This window comes from Microbispora sp. KK1-11, from assembly GCF_006874435.1.
Lineage (GTDB): Bacteria > Actinomycetota > Actinomycetes > Streptosporangiales > Streptosporangiaceae > Microbispora > Microbispora catharanthi.
Genome location: NZ_VIRJ01000013.1, coordinates 53,252 through 72,009, shown reverse-complemented (window position 1 = coordinate 72,009; position 18,758 = coordinate 53,252). Strand labels below are relative to the sequence as shown.

The 18,758-nt window shown below is 71.3% G+C and carries 17 protein-coding genes; 12 read left to right on the top strand and 5 right to left on the bottom strand.

The window, feature by feature from the left end:
- Window positions 1–20: 20 nt before the first annotated feature.
- Complete coding sequence (locus FLW16_RS43810) at window positions 21–197, top strand: hypothetical protein (protein WP_156081009.1); 177 nt, start codon at window positions 21–23, stop codon at window positions 195–197.
- Between the two features lie 58 nt (window positions 198–255).
- On the opposite strand, the gene FLW16_RS19875 is transcribed toward FLW16_RS43810, so the two are convergent.
- Window positions 256–2,124: a BTAD domain-containing putative transcriptional regulator gene (locus tag FLW16_RS19875; RefSeq protein ID WP_185949503.1), complete on the bottom strand. Its 1,869-nt coding sequence runs from the start codon at window positions 2,122–2,124 to the stop codon at window positions 256–258.
- 211 nt (window positions 2,125–2,335) lie between these two features.
- On the opposite strand from FLW16_RS19875, the gene FLW16_RS19870 reads away from it, so the two are divergent.
- From FLW16_RS19870 to FLW16_RS19860, 3 genes are all read left to right on the top strand, one after another.
- Window positions 2,336–2,989, top strand: coding sequence for a TetR/AcrR family transcriptional regulator (locus FLW16_RS19870; RefSeq protein WP_142561603.1), 654 nt, complete (start codon window positions 2,336–2,338; stop codon window positions 2,987–2,989).
- A gap of 168 nt (window positions 2,990–3,157) precedes the next feature.
- Window positions 3,158–3,535, top strand: a complete 378-nt coding sequence (locus tag FLW16_RS19865) for a hypothetical protein (protein ID WP_142561602.1) — start codon at window positions 3,158–3,160, stop codon at window positions 3,533–3,535.
- 39 nt (window positions 3,536–3,574) lie between these two features.
- Complete coding sequence (locus FLW16_RS19860; RefSeq protein ID WP_142561601.1) at window positions 3,575–4,759, top strand: serine hydrolase domain-containing protein; 1,185 nt, start codon at window positions 3,575–3,577, stop codon at window positions 4,757–4,759.
- 34 nt (window positions 4,760–4,793) lie between these two features.
- On the opposite strand, the gene FLW16_RS19855 is transcribed toward FLW16_RS19860, so the two are convergent.
- Entirely contained in the window at window positions 4,794–6,314 is a 1,521-nt protein-coding gene (locus tag FLW16_RS19855) for an LCP family protein (RefSeq protein ID WP_142561600.1), read from the bottom strand.
- Window positions 6,315–6,368: 54 nt separating this feature from the next.
- Between FLW16_RS19855 and FLW16_RS19850 the strand changes: the two genes are divergently transcribed.
- The gene (locus FLW16_RS19850; RefSeq protein WP_142561599.1) at window positions 6,369–7,427 is read left to right on the top strand and encodes a glycosyltransferase family 2 protein; all 1,059 of its coding nucleotides are present in this window, start codon (window positions 6,369–6,371) and stop codon (window positions 7,425–7,427) included.
- Here FLW16_RS19850 and FLW16_RS19845 read toward each other — a convergent pair.
- From FLW16_RS19845 to FLW16_RS19835, 3 genes are read right to left on the bottom strand one after another with little or no spacing between them, the layout of a single operon-like run.
- Window positions 7,404–8,015 (bottom strand): Uma2 family endonuclease, encoded by a 612-nt coding sequence (locus FLW16_RS19845; RefSeq protein ID WP_142561598.1) that lies wholly within the window; start codon window positions 8,013–8,015, stop codon window positions 7,404–7,406. The genes FLW16_RS19850 and FLW16_RS19845 overlap by 24 nt on opposite strands.
- 19 nt (window positions 8,016–8,034) lie before the next feature.
- A complete protein-coding gene (locus tag FLW16_RS19840; protein ID WP_142561597.1) occupies window positions 8,035–9,885 on the bottom strand; it encodes a CDP-glycerol glycerophosphotransferase family protein in 1,851 nt (616 codons plus the stop codon).
- Between the two features lie 58 nt (window positions 9,886–9,943).
- Window positions 9,944–11,350, bottom strand: a complete 1,407-nt coding sequence (locus FLW16_RS19835) for a bifunctional cytidylyltransferase/SDR family oxidoreductase (RefSeq protein WP_142561596.1) — start codon at window positions 11,348–11,350, stop codon at window positions 9,944–9,946.
- Window positions 11,351–11,519: 169 nt separating this feature from the next.
- Between FLW16_RS19835 and FLW16_RS19830 the strand changes: the two genes are divergently transcribed.
- The 7 genes from FLW16_RS19830 to FLW16_RS19800 all read left to right on the top strand — a co-directional run bounded on the left by FLW16_RS19830 (window position 11,520) and on the right by FLW16_RS19800 (window position 18,702).
- Window positions 11,520–13,028 carry a CDP-alcohol phosphatidyltransferase family protein gene (locus FLW16_RS19830; RefSeq protein ID WP_260615402.1) on the top strand — a complete coding sequence of 503 codons (1,509 nt, stop codon included), beginning with the start codon at window positions 11,520–11,522 and terminating at the stop codon, window positions 13,026–13,028.
- A gap of 200 nt (window positions 13,029–13,228) precedes the next feature.
- Window positions 13,229–13,894 (top strand): DUF5941 domain-containing protein, encoded by a 666-nt coding sequence (locus FLW16_RS19825; protein WP_142561594.1) that lies wholly within the window; start codon window positions 13,229–13,231, stop codon window positions 13,892–13,894.
- 93 nt (window positions 13,895–13,987) lie between these two features.
- A complete protein-coding gene (locus FLW16_RS19820) occupies window positions 13,988–14,719 on the top strand; it encodes a sugar phosphate nucleotidyltransferase (protein ID WP_142561593.1) in 732 nt (243 codons plus the stop codon).
- A gap of 44 nt (window positions 14,720–14,763) precedes the next feature.
- Complete coding sequence (locus tag FLW16_RS19815; RefSeq protein WP_185949517.1) at window positions 14,764–15,804, top strand: iron-containing alcohol dehydrogenase family protein; 1,041 nt, start codon at window positions 14,764–14,766, stop codon at window positions 15,802–15,804.
- Complete coding sequence (locus tag FLW16_RS19810) at window positions 15,782–16,540, top strand: CDP-alcohol phosphatidyltransferase family protein (RefSeq protein WP_142561591.1); 759 nt, start codon at window positions 15,782–15,784, stop codon at window positions 16,538–16,540. The genes FLW16_RS19815 and FLW16_RS19810 overlap by 23 nt, the downstream gene beginning before the upstream one ends.
- Window positions 16,541–16,720: 180 nt before the next feature.
- Window positions 16,721–17,602 (top strand): glycosyltransferase family 2 protein, encoded by an 882-nt coding sequence (locus FLW16_RS19805; protein ID WP_142561590.1) that lies wholly within the window; start codon window positions 16,721–16,723, stop codon window positions 17,600–17,602.
- 170 nt (window positions 17,603–17,772) lie between these two features.
- Entirely contained in the window at window positions 17,773–18,702 is a 930-nt protein-coding gene (locus tag FLW16_RS19800) for an ion transporter (protein WP_142561589.1), read from the top strand.
- Window positions 18,703–18,758: the final 56 nt, after the last annotated feature.

The window sequence follows — 18,758 nt, the reverse complement described above, 5'->3', positions numbered from 1 at the left end:
CCTTCAGAAGGAGGAACTGAATGACACGGACGATTCAGCGGCTGGCGGACCGGATGGTCGCCCGGCTGGTCCCGGCCACCCGCGCGGAGGCGGTCAACTGCTGGTACGAGTACTCGGGGACCTGCGTCCGCCGCTACTGCTGCACCGGGTCGGGCATCCCCAGTGGCTACTGCACTCCGTGGCAATACACCTGCTGAACGGGTACAGCGGAGCGCCCTGTTTACGCAAAGGGCGCTCCGCTCTCGCGTCGCCACCCTAAATCAATACCGCCGAATTCCCGCTCTCGTGTTTTCCCGCGGTTCTGGCGATCTCCATGGCGTACAGGCGGGTGAGGTCGTTCATCCGGTAGTGGTCGGGAGCGACCGACTTCATCAGGCGGAGATCGGCCAGCCTGCCGAGCGCCGCCCACGCCGTGCGCCGGTCGCACCCGAGGAGCCCTGCCGCGGTCGCCGACCCGCAGTCGGCCATCCCTCGCTCGCCGAGGCGGTGGAACAGGGCGAGCGCGCTGCCGTCCGCCGTCCCCCCGCACTGCCGCAGGGCCTGGTAGTCGAGGTCGAGGGCGCTCCGCACGGAAAGGTCACCGCAGGTCAGGAGGTCGAGCCGGTGCTCCTCGTCGGCCAGCATGTCGGCGAACGCCGCCAGCGTCCACTCCTGCCTGACCGCCAGTCGCTTGCCCGCGATCCGCAGCGCGAGCGGCAGGTTGTCGCAGAGCCGGGCCACCCTCCTCACCTGCTCGGGATCGAGCCGGTCCCGGCCGCAGAGCCGGGACAGCAGCTCGTACGCCGCATCGTCCGTCAGGGGAGCGAGCGGCAGATGGTCGACATCGTCGAGCGCCGCGAGCACCCTCCTGCTGGTGATGACGAACCGGCAGTCCGGGCAGGCGCCGATCAGAGAACGCAATTGCCCCTCGTCGGTCACGTTGTCGAGGAGGACGAGCACGCGCCTGTCGGTCGTGGCGGTCCTGAACTGGAGCACCGCGTCGTCGAGGTCCGGAGCGATCTGCTCGCCCGCCGGCCCCAGCAGGCTCAGCAGCCGCGCCAGCGTCTCGTACGCGCCGGGCCGGGGAAGGGACCGCAGATCGACGTGGAGCACGCCGCCGGGGAAATCCGGCGCCGCCATCCGGACGGCATGCAGGGCCAGGGCCGACTTGCCCACCCCCGCGGGGCCGTGAACGGCGACGGGCCGCGGGGGAGAGGCGGCGATCGCGGCCACGAGCTCATCCAGCTCCAGGTCCCGGCCCACGAGACTCACGAGACTTCCGGGACCCGTGACCGGCGTCGGCGCCGCCTTCGGCCCCGCTTCCGGCCCTGCTTCCGGCCCTGCTTCCTGCGGGGGCGCCGGGCGGGAGGGGCCGGGGGCGGGGAGCAGAGGAACCGCGCAGAGCGCGGGGTCCCGGTTGAGTATGCTCCGGTGCAGCTCGGCCAGCTCCGGCCCGGGCTCGACGCCCAGTTCCTCCGCCAGGAACGTGCGCGCCTGCCCATAGGCGGACAGCGCGGCCGCGGAGTCGCCGGTGCGATACAACGCGAGCATGAGGCTGCCCCACAGCCGCTCCCTGGTGGGATGAGCGGCCACCGTCTCACGGAGCTCCGGCACCGCGTCGGCGTGCTCGCCCAGCATGAGCCGGGCCTCGGCCTGTGCCTCCAGAGCCAGGCAGCGCTGCTCGGCGAGCGCGTCCAGGCGCGGGCCGAGCGCCGCCGACCTGGGCACGTCCTCGGCCGGCGCGCCCCGCCACCGGGTGAGGGCCGCCGACAGGTGCCGAAGCGCCGCCTCCGCCCGCCCGGCGGACAGGGCCTTCCTGCCCTGCCGCAGGGCATCGGCGAACTCGGTCACGTCGAGCTCGCCGGCGTGCACGGTGAGGACGTAGCCGGGCGGCCGGGCCGCCAGCCGGTCGCCTTCGCCGAGCGTGCCCCGCAGCCGGTTGACGTAGGTGCGGACGTTGGCGACGGCGGAGCGCGGCGGCTCCTCGTCCCACACGGCCGTGACCAGCCGGTCGATCGACACGACCCGGTTGGGTTCGAGCAGCAGCGCGGTCAGCAGGGCGCGCTGCTTGGGCGAGCCGAGTGGGACCGGCCTGCCGTTCCTCCTGACCTCGACCGGGCCCAGCACCCCGAACCGGAGGCTCAATCCGCCCTCCGCAAGCCCGAGGGGGCGGACGTACGCGTCCAACCGCATGATCGGTGCACGAGGGGACCTCCATAGGCGTCGGGATCCCCATGAAGATCCCTGCCCGTCGCGAACCCACACAAGGTCGGCGAGCGTCCGGAACAGTTCCGGATCGCGCCTACCGGGGGCAAGTGCGTGATTAGGGGGGAACCAGGCGGGAACCGACTACCGCATGACGGGTACGGGCGACGGGGGCCTGTCCGACCGCGTTCTCCAGGTGGCGACCCGCCTGTTCGCCGGGCTGGGTTACGACGGCACGGACATGCGGCAGATCGCCGACGCCGCGGGCGCGGATGTGGCCTACGTCAGGCGGCAGTTCGGCGACAAGCGGGAGATCTACCTCGAGGTCATGGACCGCATGAACAGCGCGCACAACGCCGTCCTGGAAAAAGGGATCAAGGACATCGTCGGTGCCCCGCCCGAGCAGAAGATCGTCGCCCTGCACCGGCTCCTCGACCTATACGTCGACTTCTGCTGCCGCCAGCCGGAGTATCCGGCGCTCTACACCCACAGGTGGCTCTCCGACGCCACCGACATCCCCGAGCTGGAGCCGATGTACGCCGCGCCGGCGGCGCAGTTCGTGATCGACACCATCACTCCCCTGGTGACCGCCCCGGACGTGGACGTGGACTACACCATCAACTCGGTGATCTGGTGCGTGCACAGCTTCGTGCAGAGCGGCGTCTACGACCGGTCGGGCCGCCGCTACGACCACGACCATCCCGGCGCGCTGTGGCGCTTCCGCAGTTACCTGCATCAGATGGTCCACCGCACGCTCCGCCTGCCGGGGGAGCCCCCGCCGATGCAGCGCCCCTCTCGCAGGTGAGACGGAGATCGTCTCCTTCGCGTGACCTCCGATCAGGGGAAACCCCTGTTGACGAGTTCCGCCTCCTGGTCTAACTTCGTCTCTGTAAGGGACGAAGTTAGTCCGTCGTCATGGGCGTGGTAGTAATGAGAACCGCGGAGGAGGCCGTACAGACAGAGTTGGTGCACCATGACCGAGCGCTACCTCGGCGTCGTCGGCGTCGGCGAGGCGCTGGGCGTGAGCAGGCACGCGGTGCACAAGTGGCGCTCCCGCTATCCAGGCGATTCGGAGCACCCGTTCCCCGAGCCCGATGTCGAGGTCGACGGCACGCCCGGCTGGCGGCCTGACCGCCTGGCGGAGATCATCGAGTGGCGCAACGGCCTGCCGGGCCGTGGCGCCGGCGGCGGACGTCCTACCGCCGCACGACAGGAATACCTGAAAGAAGCGGCGGCGCGAGGCATGGACCGGGACGAAGCGCTGCGCGCGCTCGTCACGTTGTCCGAAGAGTTTCCCGAGATGACCGAGCCGGAAATCTGCGCCTGGCTCATCGGGCACTGGCGGAGATAGCACTCCCCCCGATCAATCCCATCACGAAGGCGATGACGCATGCCCGAAATCGGCGGCGAGACCGCACCCGGATTCGAAGCGGTACGTGAGGCGTTCGCGGCCAACCTGGCCGGCGGACAGGAAGTGGGCGCCGCTGTCGCCGTCTACCTGCACGGCCGGAAGGTCGTCGACCTGTGGGGCGGGATCGCCGACCCCGGGACCGGCCGCCCCTGGGAGCGCGACACCCTGCAGGTGGTGTTCTCCACCACCAAGGGCGTCACCGCCGCCTGCGCGCACCTGCTCGCCGAGCGCGGCGAACTGGACCTGGACGCACCCGTCGCCGACTACTGGCCGGAGTTCGCGGCATGCGGAAAGGACCGGATCCCGGTCCGCTGGCTGCTCACCCATCAGGCCGGGCTGCCCGCGCTCGATCACCCGATCACTCCGGCGGAGGCGATCGCCTGGGACCCCATGGTGACCGCACTGGCCGCCCAGCGGCCGTTCTGGGAGCCGGGCACCGATCACGGCTACCACGCCCACACGTACGGCTGGCTGGTCGGCGAAGTCGTCCGCCGGGTGACCGGCCGCAGTCTCGGCACGTTCCTCGCCGAGGAGATCGCGGCACCGCTCGGCCTGGACCTGTGGATCGGGCTGCCGGAATCCGAGCAGGACCGGGTCAGCCGGATCGTCGCCGCCCCGATCGACCTCGGCGCGTTGGCCGGGATCGATCTGGACGCCCTGCCCGAGCCCGCGCGCGAGGTGATGAGGGCCTACGCCGATCCCACGTCGCTGACGATGCGGGCGATGACCGTCGTCACGCCGATGCTGAACCACGACGACCCCGCCGAGCAGCTCGCGGAGATGCCGTCCACCAACGGCATCTGCACCGCCCGCGCGCTGGCCCGCTTCTACGCCGCGCTCATCGGCGAGGTCGACGGGCATCGCGTCCTCTCACCCGCGACTCTGACGGCGGCGACCGCCGAGCAGGTGAGCGGTGTGGACCGCGTCCTGCGCGTGCCCGTCCGGATCGCCACCGGTTTCGGCCTGCCGACACCCGACGCCTTCTGGCACAGCCCGACCGCCTTCGGATTCCCCGGCTACGGCGGCTCGCTCGGCTTCGCCGACCCGGAGACCGGCCTGGCCTTCGGCTACGTCATGAACCACATCCGGGAAGGCGTACCGGACCGGAGGGCCGCCACGCTCCTCGACGCGGTCCGCGACGCGATCAGGGCCGGAGCTCGGTAGCCGCGGGGTCCGAGGCCGCCGCGGGCCGGGGCGGTCACTTCTTGCAGATGTTCTGCGTGGCGGTGCGGGCGGAGGGGGTCGCCTGCGGCGTGGGCGTCGCCGGCGTGGCGGAGCCCTCCGGCGCGGCCACCGTCACCTTCTTCACGTCGTGGTTCTTCTGGCCCACGACGACCTCGATGCCGGTCACGTCGGGTTGCTCGCGCAACTCGGCCCCCGGGATGGCGGCGGCCACCGTACGCGCCGAGTCCTCGCGGCCGGGCGGGTAGCGGATGACCGTGGTGACGAAGTCGCGGCGGGCCGTGTCGCCCGGGGCCGACGGCACCATGAACCCGGCCTCGACGAGGCGGGCCTTCGTGGTCGCGCCCAGGCCGGTGACGAGCGTGCCGTTGAGCACCTTGACCGAGATGCGGCCCGGCGGGATCGTCAGCGCCGTGGGAGAGGCCGTGGGCCCTGCCGAGGGGGAGGCGCTCGCCGACGCCGCGGGGCCGCCCGAAGGAGACGCCGAGGCCTTGGCGGACGGCTTGACGAGGGGCTGGTCGGCGTCGATCCGCTGGAACAGGTCACGGGCGGACGCCTTGTCCCACAGCACCGCGGACTCGCCCGTGGGCGTGTGGTAGTTCACGTCGGCCAGCGGCACGGTCGCGAACGAGACGTCGTCGGTCGAGACGTCCTTGAACTGGTTCACCATGCCGAGCAGGTCCTTCTGCAGGGCCGCGTCCACGGTGAGCGTCTTGAACGTGGAGTCGAGGAATCCGGCGAGCTTGGCCGGGTTGGCCAGCGTGCCACCGCTGAGCGCCTTGCCGAGCAGTGCGGAGACGACCTGCTGCTGCCGGTCGATCCGGTCGAGGTCGGAGCGCGCGGTGGCCCTCGTGCGGGCGTACGCGAGCGCGTTGACGCCGTCCAGCGTGTACGTCCCCGGCTGCAGGTTCAGCTTGGTCTTCGGGTCGTCGATGGGCACCGGCGTGCAGACGGTGACGCCGCCCAGCGACTCCACCACGTCGATGAACCCGAGCACGTTGACCTCGACGTAGTGGTTGATGCTCAGGCCCGTCGCCTGCTCCACCGTCTTCACGGCCAGCTTGGCGCCGCCGAACTGGTACGCCGAGTTGATCTTGTGCTCGCCCTGGCCGGGGATCGTCGTCCACGTGTCCCGCGGCAGGCTGACCACGGTCACCCTGCGGTGGTCCTCCGACAGGTGGATCACCATCATCGTGTCGGTGCGCTGCCCGACGTCGCGGCCGAGATGGAGCTGGTTCTGCTGGCGCTTGGTCAGGTTGTCGCGCTTGTCCACGCCCACCAGCAGGATGTTCATCGCGCCCGTGGATTCGGCCTGGCTCGTTCCGGCGTCCACCGAGTGGATCCGGTTGAGCGCGTAGTTCGGCGCCAGCCACGCGACGCCCGAGCCGATCAGCACGACTCCGGACAGCGAGCCCGAAATGACCAGGGATCGGAGGTTCGTCCTCCGCCGGCGGACGCGTTGCGCCGTCAGCCTCACCCCGCCGTACCCGTCGCCCCCTACGCGGACGCCGGAGTCCTCCTCATGGTCGCCGGGCATTCCCGTCCTCCGGTTGCCGTCTCCACCCCTCCGTACAGTAGCGTGAGCGCCGCCATGAAGCCCTTTCCCGACTCGCGACAGTCGAGCCAGAATCCCGCGCGGCCCTGGCCGCCGGTTTCGGTGATCATGCCGGTGCTCAACGAGGAGCGGCACCTGCGCGACGCTGTACGGCAGGTCCTCGAACAGGACTACGAGGGCCCTCTCGAGGTCGTCATCAGCGTGGGCCCCTCCCATGACCGCACGCAGGAGGTCGCGGACGCCATCGCGGCCGAGGACCGCCGTGTCGTCGTCGTGCCCAACCCCACGGGCCGCACCCCCAACGCGCTGAACGCCGCCATCGCGGCGTCCCGCAACCCCATCATCGCGCGGGTCGACGGGCACGCCATCCTGCCCCGCGACTACCTCCGTACGGCCGTGGAGACGCTGGAGCAGACCGGCGCCGACAACGTCGGCGGCATCATGGCCGCCGAGGGGATCACGCCGTTCGAGCAGGCGGTGGCCTGCGCCATGACCTCGAAGATCGGCGTGGGCAACGCGCGGTTCCACACGGGTGGGGAGGCGGGCCCGGCCGACACCGTCTACCTGGGCGTCTTCCGCCGCAGCGCCCTCGACCGGGTGGGCGGCTACGACGAGCACTTCCTGCGCGCGCAGGACTGGGAGATGAACCACCGCATCCGGGAGACCGGCGGGCTGGTGTGGTTCCAGCCGAGGATGCGCGTCACCTACCGTCCCCGGCCCAACGTGCGCGCCCTGGCCAAGCAGTACTTCCACTACGGCCGCTGGCGGCGGGTCGTCTCCCGCACCCACCAGGGCACGATCAACCTGCGCTACCTCGCCCCGCCCGCCGCCGTGGCGGCGATGGCGCTGGGCCTGGTGGTCTCGCCCTTCTTCTGGCCGGGCCTGATCATCCCCGGGGGCTATCTCGTGGCGATCCTCGCGGGCTCGGTCCTCACCGGTCGCGGGCTGCCCGGCGCCGCGCTCGTACGCCTGCCGGTGGTGTACGCCACCATGCACGTCTCGTGGGGGACGGGCTTCCTGACCAGCCCTCCGAAGCTCAGCAAGCCCCGTCCCAAGCCCGAACGGGCGAGGTTAGAGGACCTCTTCGAAGACTGAGGTGTCCAGCGTGAAGCCGATCGGGTGGGGGACGTGGATCTCCCGCCCGAACGGCACCGTCGAGGTCACCTGATACCGGCCCTCCTTGGGGTCGCTGTAGACCGTGACCGACGCGGGCCTCGTCAGCGGGTCCACGAGGAGCATCACCGGGACCCCGCCCCCGGCGTAGATCGCCGGCTTCTTGAGGCGGTCGTCCTCCGCGCTCCCCTTCGAGACCACCTCGGCCACCAGCAGCAGCCCCGAGGAGAGCAGCTCACGCTCCTCCCAAAGAGGACAACCTCCCGGGGCGAGCACGAGATCCGGCACCACCGGCTCGTTGGTCCCGTCGAGGCACACGCCCACGTTTCCCGCCCATCCCTGACAGCCACGGCCGTCCATGAGCGGCAGGAGTGCCTCGAACAACCGCATCGCCGCCGACGCGTGTTCGGGAGCGTCCCGTAGGCGGGTGACGAGCCGTCCGTCGATCACCTCTGTCCGCAGGCCGGGCAGCGGAGGCAGCGCATCGAACAGTTCGCGCGGGGTTCTGGGCAGCGGCCGGCCGGGCACCGGCGCCAGAGCAGGCCTGGGCGGTGCTTCGGCGGCATCCATAGGGCTCTCCTCGGCGTGTTCAGTCACGGGCGGAAGGGGCGAGGGCTTCGAGGCCGAGGGAGCGGGCGCGGGCCTCGGCGCGGGCGGCGGCACGCCGTACGGCCTCCTCGAAGCGGGCCAGCGGATCGGGGTGGTCGGCGCCGAGCAGGTAGGCGCGCAGGGCCCGCCGGGCCGCGGCCATGTCGTCCTCTCCGGGCACGTCGAGGCGGCGCAGGATGTCGGGAAGCTCCGCCAGGTCTGGCCCCAGCAGGTACGCCGCCCCCGCGGCCGGGTAGCGCTCGCGGAACCGGTCCGCGGGAAGGCCCGCCACGTTGGCCACGACGTACGGCTTGCCGCTGGCCACGAAGTCCGACACCACGCTGGAGATGTCGGAGACCAGCACGTCGGCCTCGTTGAAGCACTCGTACAGCGACGGCTTCCGGCCGGTCACGACGACGTGGGACATCCCCGCGCTCTCCTGCAGCAGGGCCGTGATCTTGCGGTGCGCCGCCCTGGCCGCCGGCGAGCGGTGACCGGTGAGCGGGTGGGGCTTGTAGATCACCCGCACCCGTCGGTCGAGCAGGGCGCGCACGATCGCGGGTCCCATGGCGACGAGCGAGCTGTGGAACAGGTCGTCGCTCCACCCCTCCCATGTCGGCGCGTACAGGACGGTCCGGTGCGGCGCCGCCCCCTCGGCGTACGGGCTGGTGCGCGACACCTCGGCGAGCTGGGGGCGGCCGACCTCCTCGACGGCCTCGTCCCGCACGCCCACCTGGGCGCGCAGGTAGCGGTCCCGCCCGGCGGGCCCGGCCACCCAGACCTCGTCGTACACCTTCGTGTACGGGTTGAAGGACGCCTCCTTGTCGCTGTCGCCGTGGCCGATGAACACGCTCCGCACGCCCGGCACCCGGAGCATGTGGATGTTGTTGCCGACGTTGGCGGGGAACAGCGCGACCCGCACGCCGTCGAGCGCGCGGAAGTTCATGAGGTCGACCGACGAGGGGATGCACACCACCGGCAGCGTCGTCGTGCCGAGGGCGGTGGCCAGCGGCCGGTCACGCAGCACCACCAGCGTCCTCGGTGTGATCCGCTCCAGCGTGCCGAGCCACATGGTGGCCTGGTAGACCGCCGTGACCGGCCCCGAGAAGTACATGACGACCTCGGGCCGGTAGGCCGCGACCCAGTCGTCCACGGCGGCGAGGACCCGCCGCCGGTCGCCCAGGTGCCTGGCCCGCCTCGCGTGGGCCAGCAGCGCGACCACGGCGGTGATCTCCAGCACCAGGGCCGCGACGGCGCCCGCCACGCCCGTCCAGCCCAGGCCCAGGGGCGCCGTCGCCGCCGCGGGCACGACCGCGAGCGCGTCGAGGTGGAGCAGCCGGGCGCCCCGCCAGGTGAGCAGCGCGCGGGGCGGCGCGGGCGGGATCCGCAGCGCGGGCAGCTCGATGTTGCGGGTCACCACCGGCATCTGGTTGTGCCGGCGGTCGACGTGCTCGGCGAGCCACGTCTGCACGGCCCGCAGGCCGTGGAACAGGAACAGCCCGGCCGCGAGCGCCGCGAACCACAGTGGCCGGCCCGGAGCCAGCCGCGCCAGCAGCACGACGGCGGCCGTCTCACGCGACAGGAAGCGGACCGTGGCCCCGAGGTGGGCCCGGCTCAGCGCCCCCGCCGCCCGGCCGGGCAGCGCGGCCTCCGCGGCGTACGACAGCGGCACGAGCACCGCGAAGGTCGCGGGCAGCGGCCACACGGCGGCCGCGAGCAGGGCCGGGTACGACGCGAGCGTGAGCGCGGTGAACGCGCCCCTGCGCCCACCGGCCAGGTTTCTCAGGGCCGGCCGCCGGGCCAGTGCGACCAGTGTGTTCGGGGCGCTGCGCCCCTTGATGTTTCCCCCCATGGGCGAGCGCCCGTCCCTCCGTGTAGTCGCGGGTGCCATCGCGACGTGCTGGTTGCGTTCATCGGCTGAGCCGTACGTCCACGACCTGTCCCGTGAGGCGGGACAGCAGCACGTCGATGCTGGTGCGGGCGACGGCGGTGGGGGAGAGAAGCGTTCCGGCGGGTTCCTCGCCGAACGCGCGCAGCCGCATGGGGGTGGCGGTGCGCTCGGGGTTGACGCAGTTGACGCGGACACCCTGGCAGGCCCACTCGTCGGCGAGCGCCTGGGTGAGGTTGACGACGGCGGCCTTCGTGGAGGAGTAGAGGCTGTAGTCGGCCCGGCCGCGGGTGTAGGACGAGGAGGTGTAGAGGAGCAGGTGGCCGCGGGTCTCCATCAGGTACTTCACGGAGGCGCGGGCGATGTTGACCGGTCCGAGGTAGTTGACGCCGATGGTCTCCTCGATCGTGTGCTGCCCGGCCTCGCCGAGCTTGCCCATGTGCAGCACGCCCGCCGTGTTGACCACGTAGTCGATCCGGCCGGTCTCGGCGTACACCCGGGCGAGCGCGTCCTCCACGGCGGCGACGTCCTCGACGCGCACGCCGTTCTGGCTGCGGGAGAACGAGTGGACGCTCGCGCCGTATCTGCCGGCCAGCGCGACGATGTCCGCGCCGATGCCGTAGCTGCCGCCGAAGACCACGAGCGTGCGGCCCTCGAGCCCGGCCCGGTAGGCCTCCTCGTCCAGCGCGGGCGCCGTGTTCTCGGCGAGCTGGAAGAGCTTGTCGGCGATGAAGACGTCGACCGGATGGGTGACCTTCATGTTGTGTTCGCTGCCGGGCACGATGTAGATCGGCACGTCGGGCAGGTAGCGCAGCACGACGCCGCAGTCGTCCGTCGTGGGCAGCGAGGGGAACTCCGGGTCGGCCAGGGCCCGCTCGTACGCCGCCCGGATCACCGACAGCCGGAAGCACTGCGGGGTCTGCCCCCGGCGCAGCCGGGAACGGTCGGGGATGTCGCGGATGATCTCGCCTCGCGGGCCGGGAGCGGCCACCACGATCGTGTCGGAGGAGGGGATCGCCACCTCGACCGCCTCGTAGCGTTCGAGCGCGGCCACGCACTCGCTGATGATGCGGGGCTCGATCAGCGGCCGTACGGCGTCGTGCAGCAGCACGTCGCACTCCTGCTCGCCGAGCGCGCACAGCGCCCGCCAGGTCGTCTCGGTGCGGCTCGCGCCTCCTTCGAGCACCCGGCCGACCTTGGTGTAGCCGTTCCTCCTGACGAGCTCCTCGGCCTCGACGACGAAGCCGGGGGCCATCAGGACGACGACCTCGTCGATCTCCGGGTGGCCGTCGAACACGTCGAGGGTGTGCTCCAGAATCGTCTTCCCGGCGATCTTCAGAAGCTGTTTCGGGGTGTTGAGGCCCACGCGCTGACCGACTCCGCCGGCCAGCACCACCCCCACCCTGCGCAGACGCGATTCGGCGATCATGATGTCCTCCCCGGAGGAGACCATACCCGTGCCGGAAGCCGGAGAAGGTGATTGCCACCTAGTGATCACTCGGTTACTTTGCGAGGTGAGCACGTGCGGTCGACGTGAAGCGGGTTTCCATATGGGGGCGGATCCGAGCAAGCCCGGTACGTCACGGGACACAGAGACGGTGGCGGTCGTCCTCGCGACCTCGCCGGCCGCCGGGCTGCCCTGGTCCGACGGCGCCCGGTCCGACGGCAGCCTCCTGGAGCGGCTCACCGCCCAGCTCCTCACGCTGCCGGTCCGCGAGGTGCTGGTCGTGGTGCGGAGCCAGGACGCCCAGGCAGGAGGGTGGGAGAAGGGCGCGGAGAGCGGCCCGCGGCATCAGATCTGCGTCAGCGACGGGCTCGCCGAGGACCTGCGGATCGTGGCCAAGACGGCCCGCGCCTCGACCTCGCCGGTCGCCGTGCTGGCGGCCGACGTGGTCGCGCACACCGAGGCGCTGTCGCTGCTGCTCGAACATCCCGCGCGCCCGACCGGCGCGATCGTCGCCAGCGGCGACCCGGCCCCGCTGCGGCCGCCCGTACGGACCGAGTGGGGCCGCGTCGTGTCCGCGGGCACGTCCTTCCACGAGGTCGAGTGGGCCAACGGCACGTTCCGCGGCGTCCTCCAGGTCGGGGAGGCCCACCTGGCCGGGCTGGCCGACATCGCCGAGGAGCTGGCCGACCTTGCCCAGCGCCGCCACCTCGGGCGGGTCGGCGACGGCGAGGTTCCCGAGCTGCTGCTCACGGGCCTGGTGCGGGCGGGCGTGCAGGTGCACGCCGTCGCGCTGAACTCCCTGCACTGCGGGCGGGCCGGCACGCGCCCGGCCGCCGAGCGGGCGGTGCGCGAGCTGGCCGACGTCGACGAGGCGCAGGCCAGGCTCGACGCCGCGGTGAAGAGCGGCGACGGCTTCTTCACCACTTACTGCGTCAGCTCGTGGTCGCGTCATCTCATCCGTCCGGCCGCCCGTCTCGGCCTGACCCCGAACACGGTCACCGGCATCTCGGTCGGGTTCGCCGCCATCGCCGCGATCTGGTTCTCCGACGGCCGCCGGGCGGGGCTCGTGGTCGGCGCCGTCGCGCTCTACCTGTCGTTCGTGCTCGACTGCCTGGACGGGCAGCTCGCCCGGTACACGCGTCGCTTCTCCCCGCTCGGGAGCTGGCTCGACGCGATCTGCGACCGGCTCAAGGAATACCTGGTGTACGTCGGCCTGGCGGCCGGATACCTGGCCGGCTCCCGGGAGCCGTGGGAGATCTGGGCCCTGGCGGTGGGCGCGATGGTCCTCCAGACGATCCGCCACATGGTCGACTTCTCCTACGCGGGAGCGGTGGCCGACCGGGCCAGGGCGGCGGGCCTGAGGGCGGCCGCTCCGCGTCCGATGGGCGTGCCCTGGGACGAGGCGCCCGCGGCGGCCGCCGCGAAGGGCACCGGATCGGTGCTGGCACTGTCGCGGCGGCTCGACGCGCTGAGCGGCGCGAGGGGCGTGGCCTACTGGGCGAAGAAGATGATCGTCCTGCCGATTGGGGAGCGCATGGCGCTGATCTCGGTGACGGCCGCGCTGTTCGACGCGCGGGTGACGTTCCTCGCGCTGCTGGGCTGGGGCGCGGTGGCCCTGGCCTACACGGCCGCCGGGCGGATGGCGAGGTCCTTCGCATGAGCGAGCGTAGCGAATCGGTGAACACAGCGTCTGGCGAGGTGCTGACTTGCGCGCCTCCGGCACGACCCAGCTCCGAGCCGAGGGTGAGGAGGTGGCATGAGCGAGCGTAGCGAGCGAATCAGTGAACACAGCGTCTGGCGAGGTGCTGACTTGCGCGCCTCCGGCACGACCCAGCTCCGAGCCGAAGGCGAGGAGGTGGCATGAGCCGGCGCCCGCGCGAGGCCGGCGGGAAGTCCCGGGGCGCGATCTCCGTGCACATGACCCCGGTGCCGCGCAGCGCCGTGGTGGCCTACCGCGACGACGGCCCGCTGTCGAAGGCGATGGGGCTGCTCGTGGCCGGGCAGCTCCCGCCGCTGCCGCCCGCGGTCGCGGGCGCCTTCGTGACCGCCGTGCTGCTGGTGCTCGGCATCGCCGGGGCCGACGACTTCGCGGTCTTCGCCCCGGCGGTCGCCCTGCTGCTGGCCGGCGCGGGCAGCGCCCACCGGCACGACGGCCGGCTCGACTGGCTGGCGCCCCCGATCCTGCGGCTGACCGAGTATGGCTTCATCGCCTCGGCCGGGTTCGCCCGCTCCGTCCCGCCGGCGCTCGTCGTCGCGCTGCTCGGCGCGATGGCCTTCCACCACTACGACACGGTCTACCGGCTGCGCCAGCACGTGTATCCGCCGCCGTGGCTGGCGACGGCCGGGCTGGGCTGGGACGGCCGGATGCTCGTCGTCGCCCTCGGCGGCCTGCTCGACGTGATGACCGCCGTGTTCGTGCTCCTCGCGCTCTATCTCTGGGGCCTGTTCGGCTGGGAGAGCCTGACCTGCTGGCTCGCCGCCCCCCGCACGCCCGACGAGGCCGTGGAACCGGCACCCCAGGATTAACGTCAGACCAACGGTGGATTACCCAACCGGGGTGCCGAGCCAACTAACCTTTGGGGTTACTGTCTGACGCTCGACCTCAAGGAGTGCGGGAAATTGCTCGGAATGGTGCTGGCCGCCGGAGCCGGACGTCGCCTGCGGCCGTACACCGACACGCTGCCGAAGGCGCTGGTGCCGGTCGACGGTGAGACCACGATCCTCGACATCGCCCTGCGTAACCTGGCGGCCGTGGACCTCCGCGAGGTCGTGGTGATCGTCGGCTACCAGGCCCAGGCCGTAAGGGAACGGCAGGCCGACCTGGAGCGGCGCCACGGGGTGAAGCTCACGCTTGTCCACAACGACAAGGCCGAGGAGTGGAACAACGCCTACTCGCTGTGGTGCGCCCGCGACTACTTCTCCCAGGGCGCGCTGCTGGTCAACGGCGACACCGTCCACCCCGTGTCGGTGGAGCGGACCCTGCTGGCCGCCGAGGACACCTCGGACATTCTGCTCGCCGTCGACGACGTGAAGTCGCTGGCGGACGAGGAGATGAAGGTCACACTGGAGGACGGCCGGCTGAAGCGGATCACCAAGCTGATGGACCCGGCCGAGGCGTACGGCGAGTACATCGGCGCCACGCTGATCCGGCCGGGCGCGGCGGAGCGGCTCGCCGACGCGCTGAAGGCCACGTTCGAGCGCGACCCGCAGCTCTACTACGAGGACGGCTACCAGGAGATGGTCGAGCGCGGCGAGAAGATCGCCGTGGCGCCGATCGGCAAGGTCGAGTGGGTCGAGGTGGACAACCACGACGACCTCGCGAAGGCCCGTGAGATCGCATGTCGTTACTGATTTCCGCGGTCTTCTGAGGAGTTCGCATGCCGATTCTGGCAAGGATGCTCCCCGCGCCTCTCACGATGGAGGTGCGGCGGGGCGCGATCGCGCAGCTCGGCACCCTGCTGGCCGACAGCAGGGTGGCCACCTCCGGCCGGGTCGCGGTCGCGGTCGGCGTCGGGCAGGGCGACCGCATCGCGGAGGTCATCGCGCCGTCGCTGGGTGAGGCCAAGGTGCTCCGGGTGGCGGACGGCACCGTGGACGCGGCCGTGTCACTCGGCGCGGACCTGCGCAAGGGCAACTACGAGGCGGTGGTCGGCGTCGGCGGCGGCAGGACGATCGACGCCACCAAGTACGCCGCGTCGCTCGCCGGCATTCCCATGGTCGCCGTCGCCACCAACCTGTCGCACGACGGCATCTGCTCGCCGGTGGCCTCGCTGCTGTACGAGGGCGGCAAGGGCTCGTTCGGCGTCCCCATGCCGCTGGCGATCATGGTGGACCTCGAGTTCGTCCACGACGCCCCGCCCTCGCTCGTCCGGTCCGGGATCGGCGACGTGCTCAGCAACCTGTCGGCCATCGAGGACTGGCAGCTCGGCAACACCGAGCGGGGCGAGCCCATCGACGGGCTGGCGATCTCCATGTCGCGCACCGCGGCCGAGGCCGTGCTAGGCCGGCCGGACTCGATCGAGTCGGACGCGTTCCTGACCGTGCTCGCCGAGGCGCTGATCCTGTCGGGGATGTCGATGGTCATCGCGGGGTCAAGCCGTCCGGCGAGTGGCGGCGATCATGAGATCCTTCATGCTGTGGACCAGCTTTTCCCCGGCACTTCCAATCACGGTGAGCTGGCCGGCATCGGTGCGGCGTTCTGCTACTTCCTCCGTGAGGACGCGCACAGGCTCGGCCAGGTGACCGGCTGCCTCGAACGGCACGGCCTGCCCGTCGTGCCCGGCGACGTCGGCCTGACGACCGAACAATTCACGGCCGCGGTGATGCTGGCCCCCAGCACCCGGCCCGGCCGCTACACCATCCTTGAGCACCTCCGGCTGTCGGAGCACGAGGTCCGGGAAAGAGTTGAGGACTATGTCCGCGCCGTCGGTCGCTGAGCTTCGCGCGGTCGCCCAGCCGCAGACCACCATGGACCGCCGCAGCGGCGAGCACTGGGCCGGCCTGCTGTACATGCGGCGCCTGTCCATCTACGCCACCTGGCTGCTGGCCAAGACCCCGATCTCACCGAACCAGGTCACCGGCCTGATGATCGTGTGCGGGGTGGCGGCGGGCGCCGTGCTCGCCCTCCCCGGCTTCTGGGCGGCGCTGGGCGCGGCCCTGCTCATCCAGGTCTACCTGCTGCTCGACTGCTCCGACGGGGAGCTGGCCCGGTGGACCGGCCGCACCTCGATCACCGGGGTCTACCTCGACCGGGTCGGGCACTACTTCGCCGAGGCGGCGCTGCTGATCGGGCTGGGCTTCCGGGCCTCGGAGACCCTGCCCGACTGGTACACCGTGATCGGCGTGGCGGCGGCGCTCGGCGCGATTCTGATCAAGTCGGAGACCGACCTGGTCGACGTCGCGCGCGCTCGGTCGGGCCTGGTGGCGACCACCGAGGCGGCGGCGCAGCAGTTCACCTCGCCGCGGCTCGCGCTGGCCCGCAGGGGCGCGGCGGCGCTGCGGTTCCACCGGGTGATCCAGGCCGTCGAGCTGTCGCTGATCGTCGTGGTCGCGGCGGTGCTCGACAACTGGTTCTCCGCCACCCGGATCCTCGTGGTCGCCTGCGTCGTCATCGCGGTGGTCCAGCTCTTGCTGCACCTGGTCAGCATCCTCGCCTCCCGGCGGCTGTCATGAGCGCGCCGGTTCCCGCGCGGCGTGCCGATCGGCCGTACATTCGCGGTTGGGTAGGGGTTTGGTGGCAGTTCCGATACCCTTATTCCACGGTAAACCAGGCAGATTCCGGATTGCCCGGCCATACAGACTCGGTGATCATGAAGTCGTGTGTAGTGCGCCCCACGTCGAGGCGATGACGCGGTGAAAATCTCCTGTGTCATCCTCACCATGGGCAACAGGATCGCCGAGCTCGACCGGGCCGTGGAATCCGCGCTCACGCAGACCGACGGCGACATCGAGGTGGTCATCGTCGGCAACGGCGCGGACGTGCCGGAGCTGACCGCCCAGCCGCTCCCCGGCTCCGCCGCGACGATCAAGACCGTACGGCTGGAGCACAACGCTGGCATCCCCGAGGGGCGCAACCGCGGCGTGCAGGAGTGCTCGGGCGACATCGTCCTGTTCCTTGACGACGACGGCTGGTACGCCAACTCCAAGGTCGCCGCGCACGTCCGCGAGCGGTTCACGCACGAGCCCGACCTCGCGGTGATCAGCTTCCGCGTGATGGACCCCGAGGGCGGCTCGGTGCAGCGGCGGCACGTGCCCCGCCTGCGGGCCGGCGACCCCGAGCGGTCCTCCCCGGTGACGACCTTCCTCGGCGGTGCCTGCGCGATCCGCAAGTCGGCGTTCCTGCAGGTCGGCGGGTTGCCCGAGCGGTTCTTCTACGCCCACGAGGAGACCGACCTCGCCTGGCGCCTGCTGGGCGAGGGCTACCGCATCGAGTACGACGCCGAGCCGGTCATGTACCATCCGCTGGTGCTGCCGTCCCGGCACACGGACTTCTATCGGCTGAACGCCCGCAACCGCGTCTGGCTGGCCCGGCGCAACCTGCCGTGGCCGCTCGCGATGTTCTACCTGCTCAACTGGGTCGTGCTCACGCTCGTACGCGAGCGGTCGATGCCCGCGATCAAGGCGTGGTTCCGCGGCTTCTTCGAAGGGCTGCGCGAGCCCGCGGGCGAGCGCCGTCCGATGGCCTGGCGCACCGCCTGGCGCATGCTCCGCCTCGGCCGCCCTCCCATCGTCTAGCGATTCGCCGTTCTCGCCCCGGCGACGGCCGGCGCGGGCCGGCGCCGGCGTACGCGGTGACCGGGGCACGCGGCCGGAGCGCTGGGGTGCCGACACCTAGGGCAACCGTAGCCAGCCCCAAACTGTAGGATTTCGGGCGTTTGCTCTGCCTGATCTTCTGGGGTGTGGGTTTGCCCGTTTTTCATCGCGAACGGCTCCGCGTCTTCGTCGACTCTCCGGTCTTCCAACGTGCGGTCATCGCCGTCATCGCGCTGAACGGGATCGCGCTCGGGCTGGAGACGTCGCCGGAACTGGCCGACCGCCACGCGACGGCCTTTCTCGTGATCGACCGGGTCATCCTCGCCGTTTTCGTCGTCGAGATCCTCCTGCGGATCGTCGCGCACGGCAAGGCGTTCTTCCGCGACCCCTGGAGCTGGTTCGACCTGGTCATCGTCGCCGTGGCCCTCGTGCCGGCCTCGGAGTCGTTGTCGATCCTGCGGCTCTTCCGGTTCTTGCGCGTCCTGCGGCTGATCTCCGTGGTGCCGGGCATGCGACGGGTGGTCTCGGCGCTGTTCGCCGCGATTCCGGGACTGGCCTCGGCAGTGGTCCTCCTGCTGCTGTCGCTCTACACGGCGTCCGTGATCGGCGAACAGCTCTTCCGCGAAGCGGCCCCGCAGTACTTCGGAGATCTCGGGAAGTCGCTGTTCACCATGTTCACGGTGCTCACGGTCGAGAACTGGCCGCAGGTGGCCGAGGACGTGATGGCCAAGGAGCCGCTGGCGTGGATCTTCTTCGCCACGTTCATCGTGATCACGGCGTTCTTCGTCCTCAACCTGCTCATCGGTGTGATCGTCTCCGCGATGGAGGCGGAGGTCAACGCCCAGCGGTGGAAGGAGGACCAGGAGTTGGAGCTGGAGCAGCACACCGCGGTCATGAACGAGATCAGGGCGCTGAGCGAGAAGGTCGACCGGCTGGCGGCCGGCCCGCCGGTGCCCGTGGAGCGGCCAAGATCCGTGACAGGCCGGGCGCACGCCCGATATGTACGAACGTACACGTGGGGCCGTGGTGGACTACTTCGCAGGCGACCCCCGTACAAACCGCGAGCGGATGCTCGCCGGTGACCTCTACATCGCCGACGACCCCGAGAGCGCCAGGCGCGCGGGCCGCCGCGGCCGAG

What these genes read in the sequence shown, in the direction of transcription:
- FLW16_RS43810 (WP_156081009.1), top strand. Translation starts at nt 21, where the DNA reads ATGACACGGACGATTCAGCGGCTGGCGGACCGGATGGTCGCCCGGCTG.
- FLW16_RS19870 (WP_142561603.1), top strand. Translation starts at nt 2,336, where the DNA reads ATGACGGGTACGGGCGACGGGGGCCTGTCCGACCGCGTTCTCCAGGTG.
- FLW16_RS19865 (WP_142561602.1), top strand. Translation starts at nt 3,158, where the DNA reads ATGACCGAGCGCTACCTCGGCGTCGTCGGCGTCGGCGAGGCGCTGGGC.
- FLW16_RS19860 (WP_142561601.1), top strand. Translation starts at nt 3,575, where the DNA reads ATGCCCGAAATCGGCGGCGAGACCGCACCCGGATTCGAAGCGGTACGT.
- FLW16_RS19855 (WP_142561600.1), bottom strand. Translation starts at nt 6,314, where the DNA reads ATGCCCGGCGACCATGAGGAGGACTCCGGCGTCCGCGTAGGGGGCGAC.
- FLW16_RS19850 (WP_142561599.1), top strand. Translation starts at nt 6,369, where the DNA reads ATGAAGCCCTTTCCCGACTCGCGACAGTCGAGCCAGAATCCCGCGCGG.
- FLW16_RS19845 (WP_142561598.1), bottom strand. Translation starts at nt 8,015, where the DNA reads ATGGATGCCGCCGAAGCACCGCCCAGGCCTGCTCTGGCGCCGGTGCCC.
- FLW16_RS19840 (WP_142561597.1), bottom strand. Translation starts at nt 9,885, where the DNA reads ATGGGGGGAAACATCAAGGGGCGCAGCGCCCCGAACACACTGGTCGCA.
- FLW16_RS19835 (WP_142561596.1), bottom strand. Translation starts at nt 11,350, where the DNA reads ATGATCGCCGAATCGCGTCTGCGCAGGGTGGGGGTGGTGCTGGCCGGC.
- FLW16_RS19825 (WP_142561594.1), top strand. Translation starts at nt 13,229, where the DNA reads ATGAGCCGGCGCCCGCGCGAGGCCGGCGGGAAGTCCCGGGGCGCGATC.
- FLW16_RS19815 (WP_185949517.1), top strand. Translation starts at nt 14,764, where the DNA reads ATGCTCCCCGCGCCTCTCACGATGGAGGTGCGGCGGGGCGCGATCGCG.
- FLW16_RS19810 (WP_142561591.1), top strand. Translation starts at nt 15,782, where the DNA reads ATGTCCGCGCCGTCGGTCGCTGAGCTTCGCGCGGTCGCCCAGCCGCAG.